Here is an 11805-nt window from a genome sequence, read left to right as displayed (position 1 = left end):
CTGAACGCCTTCGCCATCACCTTCGAAGGCCGCCTGACCCCGGCCACCCGATAGACCCAGTCAAGATTGAGATACACCGATCACTGGACAGACCCCCGTTACGCGGTCGGCGACCACACAAAGTGACCACGGATCTTCCCACACCGGCGAATACAGATCACTCGATCAACGGTCTCTGCCAGTACTGACCCCCCGGTTCGGTGCTGAGGGCGAGCTGAATCGGCCATGGTGGAGTCAGGCATAGAGGGCCGGGCCATGCTGGAGGACCTCGGAAGGTATCCGGGGTCCTCCAGCGGCTGTCGGTTGTTCGGTCAGCTGACGGTGGCGGGTTGGGCGGACAGAAGGGTTTGGGTCCAGCCTTCGGCGCCGACGGCGCTCTGGCTGCTGAGGTCGTCGCCCTGGCCGTCGTAGGGATTCTGGTCAGCGTAGCGGAAGAGCGAGCCATTACTCCCGTGGCCGTAATACACGCCCCCGCCGGGCGACAGGAGATGGTCGAAGACCTGCCAGGTGGTGTCGCGAAGCTCGTACCTCTTCCAGGAGCCAGGGCCGTCGATCCGGTAAGAGATCAGCTTGCCGCCGGCCGTCGTGCCGAGGATCCAGTTGGGGCCGGTCGCGGTCAGGGTCTTGAGGGCGAAGCCGTCGCCGATGACGGAGCCGCCGCTGATGTTGTCGATCGTGGGCTTGATCGCATTGACGGTGTAGCGGCGCAGGGTCCCGCCGGCGATACCGAACAGGTGGCCGTTGCCGTCGTAGGCGAGAAGGTCGTGAGTGAAGCCGCTGCCGAGCAAGACAGGCGGCTCGAAGATGAGGCTGTCGCGATTGGTCCGGATATCGACCCGGTAGAGCCGTCCCTCCTTATCGGTGACCAGGAGAGTATTGAAGTCCAGCGTCGCCATCGCCTTGGGAATGAAACCCAGAGTGGTCGTGGACACAAAAGCGCCACGCGTACGCTGTCCGGTAGCGGCGTCAATGGAGGTGTAGGTCAACTTCCCGTCCGGCATCGCCCCGTAAACCGAGGCGCTCTCCACGGAGGAGCGAGCGGGGTTCTGCGCGTGGGTGAGGGTCTCCCAGCCCAGGAAGTGCGACGCCCCGGCGGGCCTTTTCTGCTCGACCCACTGCTTGGCGTACGGCATATCGTAGCCGAGCCCGTGGTGCAGGGCGTTATAGCCGACCTCGAAGTGGTCCCCCAGATCGCGCTTGAGCTTCCCACCGCAGAGCCACGACGGAACCGTCCCGCCCAGTTGCAGTTTGGCGTGGAAGTCCATCGCGTACCGCAGCCGATGCTTGGCCTTGGCGTACAGGTCGAGGCCTTGGATGCGGGCGGTCTCGGCGACGTGGGAGATGGCCGCGATACCCCATCCGGTGTGCCAGAAATCGCGGCAGGTCTCCTGGGCCAGGCCGTCCACGAACGTGGTCTGCCCCTTCCAGTAGTCGATGATCTCGGCCTTGGTGTTGTACGTGCTGCCCGGCGGCGCCTTGGGCAGCGAGCCGTCCGTCTTCAGGTAGATGTAGGCAGGCAGCCTTCCGCGCCAGGTCTCGACAGCCTCATTGAAAGATTTACGATCATCAAGGTGTACGGCGATGCCGATGGCGGCATCCGTCATGATCAGTTCCCAGTTGCCGTTGCTGTCCGGCCGCCCTTTGAGCAGGGCCGGGAGGTACACGGTACGCAGTTTTCCGGCGAAGCGGGCGGCCTGGCTCCAGCTGCCGTAGGTGTGCTTGATGAGCTCGGCGGCGCGGGAGAAGTTGGCCCCCGCCCAGCCGGTCTGCAGCGGTGCGTTGTCCCCGGTGTGCTTGGTGATCACAGCTGACCAGGCGTCCATGATCTGGATCGCCTTCTTCGCATAGCGGTCGTCCTTGGTGAGGTACCACTGCAGGGCGTGCGTGTAGGCCGCCATGGCGTCCTTGCGCTCGTCGGAACATCCGTTGTCGGGAATGGAATTCCCGCCGCAGTTCACGTCGGCGCGGGGCTTGGCCGTGTAGGACAGCGAGGCGTAGGAGCTGCTTTGCAGTTTCCTCCAGGCGGCTCGCCACGGCTCCTTGTCCAGGTTGGCTCGTACGAAGTCGAGCTGAGCCCGGCTGACCAGGACGCCAGGATGTTTGAACACAGCAGCCTGCGCGGGTTGCGGGACCGCTAACGCGGCGGCCACAAGAATTGCGGCAGCAACAGGACGAGCGAGACGCACGGGATTCCTTCCAAGAGGAGCTGGCTGGACAGAGAACGGCGTAGCCAGGGCTTTACGGGTAGTCGGAGTCAGACGCTCGGAGCAGGCTTTCCAGCGGGTGGCTGGCATCCGCGGCCCCTGACACCGGGGCGCGGCCGAAGCGCCAAGGCCGACCGTGCCGATTTCAGGAGAACCGACCCGGTTCGTTCCTCACCTTGCTCGTGCGCCTCTGCGGATGCGGAGCGATGGTAGTTCAGCCTGGTATGTCGGCAGTATGTCGTCGATTTCGCGCAGCGCGTGGAGTTCGCCGCGCTGCGAACGGCTGCGGCCGCCACCGGGCTCAGGTAGCGGGCATGATCGTTGCCATTAACCCCAGTCCCCTGGATGTGTCATCAAACTGCTCATTCTCGGCGGCACCTACCACGTCGGCCGCGCCGTCGTCGAAGCCTGCGTCGGGCACCGCTGCTCCTGGCCCGCGCACGTCGTGCTCGTCGACGGCGGCCGCTAAGCGTGGCGGCGAGCTCGCAGTTCTGGAGGCGTACGGCGAGCGGGCGCTGCCGGCCCCGAGTCGGGATGATCCTCGGCTCGTATGAGGACGTCGGCCGTATCCCGTAGTGGCTGGGCGGCCTGGAGCGAGGCGGCCGTGTGCTCGCGCGCGGCCCCGACCGGATCCTCCTGGCTACCTGACCGACCAACTGATCCGGTATTGGGTCCATAAGAGCGTCCAGGCGCCGGTAGCCGACATCCGCGCCTGGATGGATCAGTGGAAAACTGCACCGAAGCCGTTCGGGTGGGCCAAGACGGCAGAGAGAATTTCAGGCCGATGACATTGGGAGGGCGGCCTGTGATGGACCCCGGTCGGCGCCGGGGCCCATCATGCGTTTCTCAGGTGACAGTTCCTGGTTGGGCGGAAAGGAGGGTTTGGGTCCAGCCTTCGGTGTCGATGGGGGTCTGGCTGCTGAGGTCGTCGTCTCTGCCGTCGTAGGGGTTGGCGTCGACGTAGCCGTGCAGGGATCCCTCGGGGCGGTGGCCGTAGTAGACGCCGCCGCCCGGTGAGAGCAGGTGGTCGAAGACTTGCCAGGTGGCGTCGCGCAGTTGGTAGCGCTGCCAGGAGCCGGCGCCGTTGATCTTGTAGGAGATCAGTTGTCCGGCGGTGGTGGTGCCGAGAATCCAGTCCGGCCCTGTCGTCGTGAGTGTCTTCAAAGCGAAGCCGCTGCCGATGAGGGTGTTGCTGGTGATGTCGGCCAGGGTTGGCTTCGTTTTGGTGAGGTTGTAGCGGCGTAGCACGCCGTCGGCGATGCCGTACAGGTGGCTCTTGCCGTCGTAGGCCAGCAGGTCGTGGGTCCAGCCGGTGCCGAGCAATATCGGTGGGTCAAACGTGACGGTGCCACGGTTGGAGATGATGTCGACCCGATACAGCTTGCCGCCGGAGTCGTCCTGGGTGATCAGCAAAGTGTTGTAGTCAAGCGTGGCCATGGCCTTGGGCTTGAACCCCAGGGGGACGGTCGAGAGCTCGGCGCCACGGGTACGCTTCGCGGTTGCCGCGTCGATCTCCGTATACGTCAGCAGCCCGCTCGGCAGCACCCCGTACACCGGAGCGGGCCCCTTCGGCCCGCTGACATAGGGCCAGATGGCGTTGACGATGAGCTGCGCGTCACCGGCCTGGACCTGGTAGCGGTCGGGATAGGCGGATCCCTGGACGCTCTGGCACACGTCGCCGATCTGCGCGGTCCGCCAGCTGTTGTTCGGGTATTCCCGGATCATCTTGTTGAGGAAGGCGTTGGTGGCCCACGTCGGGTCGAGCCGCTGGGACCTGCTTCCCCAGGTGGCGCGCTGCTGGAAAAGTCCCAGGCTGTCGTGGTCGACTTCCTCGCTGATGTTCTGGATGCTGGTCTCCACGATGATCGTGGTCACCGCGATGACGGCCGCCCGCGGCTCCAGCCCGCGGTCGTGCACGGCCTTGATCACCATGCGGGCGCAGGATACGCGGTATGCGGACATGTAGCCGCGCATCTTGTCGTCGAGGGTCTGGTTGAGCTGGGTGGCCAGGGCCGCGTCGGTCGATGTCGTGCCGCCGGGATCGCACGCGGCGAGTTGGTAGGCGGCGGTGACGTCAGACGCGTCTACCTCCGGCTGCGGATCGAGGGCCGCGGCCGAGGGGGAGGCGATGGCGCACAAGGAGATCACGGCCGTGGCCGCAACGGCAGCGTGCGACAGGAACGCGTAGAGTCGCCCGTTCACGAGCTGGTCACGGTGTTGGGCTGGGCGGACAGGAGGGTTTGGGTCCAGCCTTCGGTGTCGATGGGGGTCTGGCCGCTGAGGTCGTCGCCCTGGCCGTCGTAGGGGTTGGCGTCGAGGTAGGCGTGAAGGGATCCTTCGGGGCGGTGGCCGTAGTAGAGGCCGGCGCCGGGGGACAGCAGGTGGTCGAAGACCTGCCAGGTGGTGTCGCGCAGCTGGTAGCGGTCCCAGGAGCCTGCGCCGTTGATGTGGTAGCTGATGAGGGCGCCGCCGGCGGTGGTGCCGAGGATCCACTTCGTGCCGGTGGCGGTGAGGGTTTTCAGGGTGAAGCCCTCGCCGATGAGGGTGTTGTTGGTGATGCCGGCTGCGGTGAGGGTGTCGGTGGCGTTGAGGGTGTAGCGGCGCAGGGCGCCGTCGGCGATGCCGTATAGGTAGGTGCTATCGAAAGCCAGCAGGTCGTGGGTCCAGCCGGTGCCGAGCAGGATCGGCGGGTTGTGGACGAGGGTGTCTCCGCTGTTGGAGATCACGTTGATGCGGTAGAGCTTGCCGGTGGTGTCGGTGATGAGGACGGTGTTGAAGTCGAGGGTGGCCAGGGCTTTGGGCGTGAAGGGCAGCGGGGCGCCGTGGATGGCGCCGTGGGTGCGCTTGCCGGTAGCGGCGTCGAGGGCGGTGTAGGTGAGGCTCCCATCCGACAACACCCCATAGATCGACACCCGGCCACTCGGCCGATTCGTCGCGCCGACGGGCTCGCTGTAGCCGACGATGTCGGAACTGGAGCGGGAGCGGGAGTGGGCTCTGGTGTGGCCGCCGTCGGTGTTGCCCTCGATCGTATAGACCGTGCTGGAGTTCGCTGAGGTCACGAGGCCAACGTGGTCGATGCCGCCGCCGTCCCAGTCGAACACGATCGCGTCGCCAGGCTGGGGCGTGTAGCCGCTGCCACGGCTGTGCCACGTGCCGTACGCCTCGCCGTACTCCCTGAAGGATCGCGCCCACCCGGTGAGGATCCCCCCACTGGTCTCCGGCACGTCGGCGTAGGTGACACCAGCCTTCTTCCAGACGTACTTGGCGAAGTCGGCGCACCATTCGCTCTTCGCCCACTTGATGCCGTCGGTTGTCGGGCACCCTGAGGTGTCCTTCCAACCGCCCCGGAAGTACCCGGTGTAGAAGTTGCACTCCGAGGAGGTCTGGTAGTTGCGGCTTGAGTTGTTGAGTTCGTCCTGCGCCGCGGAGACGATGGACGAACGCGCCACCGCCAAGGCCGGCGCCGACGAGGTGGCGACCATGCCGAGAGCAAGCATGAGCACCCCTAGGAGGCCCTTGAGAATCTTCATGATCGGAGCATCGAGAGGCGCGCTGCAGGTTCGCTCTAAACCCTTTCCAGACCTGTGGGCTGAGGACGTCGGAGCGGGGGCAGGCACGCGGCGGCAGGGTGCGTGAGCTCGACGAACTCTCTGGCCTCGTGTTCGGAGAAGATTTCCAGCGCGGTGGCGAGCATCGCCTCGGCGGCGCTGTCGCCGCGCGCCGCCATGACGGCTGCCAGGTCGCGTCTGGCCCGAGCTGCCGGGAGCGCGGTGCCGAGCTTCTGCGAGATGGCGATGGACTCGATCAGATGGGCTTCTGCCAGGTCCAGCTCACCCTCAGCCAGGTGGAACTCGCCGATGGTACGCAGCACCAGAGCCTCGCCGTACCGGTCGAGATGGTTTCTGCACACTTCAAGAGCATCGACCAGCGAAGGCAGGCAGGCGGCGCCGCGGCCCTGCCGGATCTCCACCTTGGCCCACGACTGGACCGCGAAAGCGATCATCAGCTGTTCGCCGGAGGCCCGCAGCATGGCGAGGGCCTCGGTGCTGTCCCGCCCGGCCTGCGCGTAGTCGCCGAGAGCACGGTGGACCAGGCTTCTGGTCCGCACGGTCAGTGCCTCTCCGCGCCCGCTGTCCGCGCGCCGGTACGCTGCGAGAGCCTGGTCGAGCAGCGGCCACGTGGCGTCGTACTCGCCGAGCTCCAGGTGGATGGTAGCGGAGAGACGGCAGGTCGCGCCGATGCCGATGTCGTCACTCAGCAGGCGGAACAGCTCCGCCGACCTGGACAGCAGGCCCAAGCCCTCGCGCAGGCGGCACTGCTCCCGGCAGGCGCCGCCCAGACCGGCCAGGGCGACGGCCTCGCCCCTGCGGTCTCCGGCTTCGATGAAGATGGTGAGGGCCTGCGACAGGTGCTCACGCACCTGGGCGAAGTGATCGAGGCTGTAGTGGATCTGGCCCAGCCCGGCCAGCAGGGCCGCCTCGCCGAGCCGGTTGCCCGCGCGACGGGTCGCAGTCAGCGCCGCAGCGTGGCTGCTATGCCATTCGGCCAGCCGGTTGGCGGAGAAGACGCGGGAGAAGGAGAGCGCCGTGGCCAGGTCGCAGGCGGCCACGTCGAGGTCGAGACTGGCGGCACGCTCGACCGCCACGATCAAGGCCGGTGTCTCGGCTTCCAGCCATGCCTCGGGGTCGGCCATGACTCGCTTGGCGACTTGGTCGTCCACGGGATGGGCGGAGGCGTAGTGACGGCGCAGCTCGACCTCGCCGGACGGCACCCGGGAGCCGACCTCGATGATCAACTGGAGCCAGCTGCCCAGCGTACGGGTGATGGCCGCATCTCGCTCGGCAGCGGTGTCGCAGACTTCGGAGCATTCGGCGGCGAAGACCCGCAGCAGATCGTGCAGCCGGAAGCGGGGCTGACCGACCGCGTCGATCGTGACGTGATCGACGAGCTGTGCGTCGATGAGCCGTTCGACGACGTCGTCGGCGTCATCGGCGGGGATGTCCAGCAGCGGGGCGACGATCCACGAGGGGAAATCGGGGGTACCGAGCAGACCGAGCCGGCGGAACGCTGTCTGGGCCTGCTGGTCCAGTAGTCGGTAGCTGAGCCCGACGCTGGCCCGGACGGCCACGTCCCCGGCCACGAGTTCGTCCAGCCTCCGGTGCTCTACGCCCAGGCGTCCTGCCATGGTGGCCAGCGTCCAGTGCCGCCGGGTAGCCAGCCGGGCTCCGGCAGTCCGTACGGCCAGCGGAAGCAGACCGCACAGCCGGACGACCTCAGCGGCGGCGCCCGGCTCCGCGGCCAGTCGATCCTCACCGAGGATGGAACCGAGGAGCGCGAGCGCGCCTTCTGTGTCCAGTACATCCAGGTCGGTCAGGTTGGCGCCGGCGAGCCCAGCCAGCCGTCCCCGCGAGGTGATCAGGACCGCGCATCCGGTCCCGCCGGGCAGCAGCGGGCGGATCTGCTGCTCGCTGCGAGCGTCATCGAGGACCAGCAGGACCCGGCGCCGCTCGAGCAGGCTGCGGTAGAGATCGGCCCGATCTTGCGCGGACTCAGGCTGAGCGGCGTAGGGGATACCGAGTGCGCGCAGGAATCTGCTGAGCACCTCTTCTGCCGTCGCCGGGCTGTCGGTGGTGCCCCGTAGGTCGGCGAAAAGCTGGCCGTCCGGATACCGATGGCTCGCCTGGCGCGCCAGGTGCACCGCGACGGCACTCTTGCCCACTCCGCCCTTCCCGGAGATGACAAGCACCGGCGGCGCGGTGTGGTTCATGTCAAGCAGAGGCGTGAGGTCGGCGATGAGGGCTGCCCGGCCCACCAAGTCCGGTACGTCCGCCGGAAGTTGGGCGGGGATGAGCTGCCCATGTTCCACCGAGGCCGACTGGGCCAGCGGGACGAAGCCCAGCAAGGCGACATCCTCACGGAGGATCGCCTGATGCAACGCGCGCAGATCTGGACCGGGATCGATTCCGAGCTCCTCGGCCAGCGCCTTGCGGCCGTCCTCATAGGCTGCCAGCGCTTCGGAGGATCGGCCCAGCCGGTAGAGCGCCGTCATCAGGTGGCCACGCATCCGCTCGCGGGCCGGGTGCGCGGCCACCAGCGAGGCGAGCTCCACCACTACCTCGCTCTGCCGGCCCAGCTGCAGCTCGACGGCGATCCGCTCGTCAACGACGGTCAGCCGCAGTTCGGTCAACCGGGCCGCATCGGCACTGAGCGCCTCCCCAACCCCATCCAGAGCGGGACCGCGCCACACTCTTTCTGCGGCGCGCAGCGACCGCGCCGCATCCTCGTGCCTCGCCTCCGCCACAGCGCGGCGGCCGTCGTCGGCGAGCCGCTCGAACGCCTGGACATCGAGGACCCCGCGGTCGAGTCTCACGAGGTATCCGGGAGGCCGGGTCTCGATCAGATCGCCGCCCAGCGTCCGGCGCAGGGCAGACACGTAGGTCTGGACCAGTCCGCGAGCGGTGTCAGGAGCATGAGCGCCCCAGACCAGATGCACCAGCCGATCGATCGAGACCACCTGTCCTGCCCGCAGCAGCAACGCGGCCAGTAACGCGCGTGGTTTGGGACCGCCCAGCGCCACCCGATGATCACCGTTCCATACCTCGACCGGTCCGAGCAGGCGAAATTCCACTGCTACCTCGCATGAGGGCACTTGCAGAGAACTTAGAGCGAGCCGCCTCATGATCATACAAATGAAGACTCAGCGGAAGGGCCCCCACGCGAATGACAAATGAACCGATCGTGTTGATGTCTGATCATCGGGTCTCGGCCATCCCCGCGATGGAATGCGGCGAACCGCTCTTCGACCTGCGCAGGGTGCCGGCTGTGCTCGTGGACGATCGCCAAGCCGACCCGGCCGGAGCCTACGCGCACCTTCGCGTCGGCCTAGTCGACCGATTGCTGATCGCGCAGGGCAAGCTTCCCGCCGGGATCCGGTTGCTCATCGTGGAAGGCTACCGGCCGCTCGCGCTGCAGGAGCACTACTTCTCCCGGTACGCCGCTCGACTGCGTCGGGCCAATCCCATGTGGACAGAGGAATTCGTGCACATCCAGGCCAGCCGCTCCCTGGCGCCGCCGGAAGTGGCCCCGCACGTGTGCGGAGCCGCCGTCGATCTCACGCTGGCCGCCGCCGACGGCACCGAGGTAAACATGGGTACGCCGGTCAACGCCGGGCCGGAGGAAAGCGGCGGCGCGTGCTACACGCACCATCCAGAGATCTCCCCTGAAGCCTGGGCCAACCGGCGTCTGCTCGGCGACGCCATGAGCGCGGCAGGGTTCGTGAACTACCCGACCGAGTGGTGGCACTGGTCCTATGGTGACCGGTACTGGGCCCTCATGACGGGTGCGCCTGCAGCTCGTTACGGACCCTCTCGGATGAGGTGATCATCGAGGTGACCGCGCCCCATCCCTATAGAGAACGTCCGCATTTGGAGGATAAGTCGGATACGAAGACCTTGATCAGCCGCGCGCCGGCGCAAGGCTGATAACACCGGTGTGCCCGCAGTTTCCGTCGGTGTCGCGGACGCGACGGCTTTCCGCCGGGTGGTCGCGGACGGGTGAGGCAGCTGAGGTGGCAGTAGCCGGTATCCATCGACCCCTCCCTGATCGGAGAGTCACCTGCCCCACCGACAGCTGGCCATTCGACGAGTCACTATCTGGGACGGCGAGTGCTCGCCTTCGGCGCCAGGCTCATCTCCTTGGCCAGCCCCGCGAGGGACTCACCCGGATGCTCGACCTCCATGCGGTGTGAGGTCGGTGGGCTCGAAGCGGGGCACCACGTGGAGGTGGAAGTGGAGGACGCTCTGCTGGGCCTCTTGCCGCTGGCGGGATCGCGCGACATACCGAAGACATACCGGCGGTCTCTAGCGTGGCTGGGGCTGTCACCGGCCTGGTCGGCTGCCAGCGACAGTCCAGAAGTCGATCATATTGGGGATCCAACTCGTGAAGTTCAGAAGCCTGCCCAAGACGTTCGGTGCGACTGCGGTTGGCGCGCTGATCGCGGCCACTTGCATCGTTGCCAACCCGAGCGCGGCAGCCGCGGAGAGCTTTAACTATTCCGTGCCCACCAAGGCCACCAACGTGACCACGTTCAAGGAGTACGTGGCAGCCAGCGGCGCGCGGCTCCAACTCCGCAAGGGCTTGTATAACGGATCGTGGTACCGATGGGGCCGCGTATCCAACCCGACCAGCGGCCTCAACAAGGACTATGACCTGCGCTTCTGGCGGACCGACCGCAGCGGCTGCCCGGACGCCGGCACCTCCAAAGTGGACATCGACGGTACGACGTACACGGGCGCGCTGAAGGTCACGACTTCCTCCTCCCCTTACTGCATCTACGTCGCCACCTGGGGCCCGAAGGGTTCGTCGGTCGGCGGAGCGAGGATTGAATGGAACGGGAGATGACCTGATGCATCTGAGATGCCATCTCATGATCACCGACTGATCATGGGATGCCTTTCTCGTTGGGGCTGGGGATTGGGTACGGGAAGGACTGGTACTAGGGCCGCTGGTTCAAATCGTGTCAGGGGGCCCAAACGAGGCTGGTCCCAGCCGGTGACCTGAACGCCCGGGCGAGCGCGATTTCGGCTCGGGCGGGTCACTCCCGCGCGAACGACATACCGGGAACATACTCGGACCTCATAGTCTCGCGGCCGTCCCAGAAGTCACACGAGATTACGGAGAAGACCATGCGCTGGACCAGCACCGCCATACCATCACCAGTGCCTCCATCTGTGCGCCGGTAGGCGCTGACCCGCTCGGCGCGAGCCGAGGCGCGGCACCGCCGGACCGCATCCGCGACGTCGGCGGCTGCCACGTTCAGGAACGTCTCGTACAAGCCGGCGAAGGAGGCATCGGGCAGGTCCTCGGCCACCGCCGAGGACCGCACCGCGAACCGGCCGCCCCCGAGCCGGCCGATCTCCGCTTCCTCCAGGTCGCTGCCGACCGGGACGACGAACCCCTCCGGCACCGCAAAGCCGGCCCTGGCCAACACGGCCAGCGTCGCGGCCTTACCACCCACCCGAGCCGGCCCCTGCTCGGCCGCTTCGATCAGGTCGATAATCACGACGTCGCCTTCCGCTGCGTCCGTGCGGGGCGCCTGCGCCAGATCGCGCGGGCGCTCAAGGGCAGTCCCACCAGGCTCGGCAGCACCCCATGGCTCCAGCCGGGCAGCCGCTCCCACAGGGGCAGGTGCGGGCCGTTGTCCAGGTAGAAGCCGGTCAGCAGGGCGATGTAGGACGCTCCCATGCCGGCGATGTGCAGGTACGGCCGACGGCGCCGCAACGTGTAGCCGACCAGCGCGACGGCCAGGGCCAGCGTGCCGACGGCGAACAGGTGGGCGTTCTCCCGCCAGCGGATCACCGACAAGACCGCCATCGACACCCACACCACCACCAAGCCCCACAGGTAGATCCGGCCGAACCGGAGGTGCCGGGCGCGGCCCTTGCGGGCCAGAGCCGCGACGGCGCCGCACCCGACGCAGGTCAGGCCGGCCGTCACATGGACGGCCAGAGCGGCGAAGAACAACAGCCCCGCGTCCGGCACCGGGATGCCCAAGACGTCGATCTCGTCCATGGCCCGCTCCTATACGTAGCATTGCTATATG

8 protein-coding genes are annotated in these 11805 nt (G+C 67.0%); 2 read left to right on the top strand and 6 right to left on the bottom strand.

Annotated features, from left to right (window positions below; all coding sequences use genetic code 11):
• Positions 1-311: 311 nt before the first annotated feature.
• From ACIBX3_RS23435 to ACIBX3_RS23420, 4 genes are all read right to left on the bottom strand, one after another.
• Positions 312-2294 carry an alginate lyase family protein gene (locus ACIBX3_RS23435; RefSeq protein ID WP_397120228.1) on the bottom strand — a complete coding sequence of 661 codons (1983 nt, stop codon included), beginning with the start codon at positions 2292-2294 and terminating at the stop codon, positions 312-314.
• A 756-nt stretch (positions 2295-3050) separates the two neighbouring features.
• Positions 3051-4406, bottom strand: a complete 1356-nt coding sequence (locus ACIBX3_RS23430; RefSeq protein ID WP_397120226.1) for a hypothetical protein — start codon at positions 4404-4406, stop codon at positions 3051-3053.
• Positions 4403-5734: a CHAP domain-containing protein gene (locus tag ACIBX3_RS23425; RefSeq protein ID WP_397120224.1), complete on the bottom strand. Its 1332-nt coding sequence runs from the start codon at positions 5732-5734 to the stop codon at positions 4403-4405. The genes ACIBX3_RS23430 and ACIBX3_RS23425 overlap by 4 nt, the downstream gene beginning before the upstream one ends.
• Positions 5735-5769: 35 nt before the next feature.
• The gene (locus ACIBX3_RS23420; RefSeq protein ID WP_397120222.1) at positions 5770-8832 is read right to left on the bottom strand and encodes a BTAD domain-containing putative transcriptional regulator; all 3063 of its coding nucleotides are present in this window, start codon (positions 8830-8832) and stop codon (positions 5770-5772) included.
• A gap of 194 nt (positions 8833-9026) precedes the next feature.
• Between ACIBX3_RS23420 and ACIBX3_RS23415 the strand changes: the two genes are divergently transcribed.
• Entirely contained in the window at positions 9027-9584 is a 558-nt protein-coding gene (locus tag ACIBX3_RS23415; protein WP_397120220.1) for a M15 family metallopeptidase, read from the top strand.
• Between the two features lie 558 nt (positions 9585-10142).
• Positions 10143-10604, top strand: coding sequence for a hypothetical protein (locus ACIBX3_RS23410; protein ID WP_397120218.1), 462 nt, complete (start codon positions 10143-10145; stop codon positions 10602-10604).
• A gap of 193 nt (positions 10605-10797) precedes the next feature.
• Here the strand turns inward: ACIBX3_RS23410 and ACIBX3_RS23405 are convergent, their stop codons facing one another.
• On the bottom strand, positions 10798-11265 hold the full coding sequence (locus ACIBX3_RS23405; RefSeq protein ID WP_397120216.1) for a PEP/pyruvate-binding domain-containing protein: 468 nt from the start codon (positions 11263-11265) through the stop codon (positions 10798-10800).
• Positions 11262-11774, bottom strand: a complete 513-nt coding sequence (locus ACIBX3_RS23400; protein WP_397120214.1) for a hypothetical protein — start codon at positions 11772-11774, stop codon at positions 11262-11264. The genes ACIBX3_RS23405 and ACIBX3_RS23400 overlap by 4 nt, the downstream gene beginning before the upstream one ends.
• Between the last annotated feature and the right edge of the window lie 31 nt (positions 11775-11805).

The organism is Nonomuraea sp. NPDC049480, from assembly GCF_044465905.1.
Taxonomy (GTDB): domain Bacteria; phylum Actinomycetota; class Actinomycetes; order Streptosporangiales; family Streptosporangiaceae; genus Nonomuraea.
The sequence above is the reverse complement of the archived record's forward strand: the minus strand, read 5'-3'. Positions and strand labels throughout refer to the sequence as shown.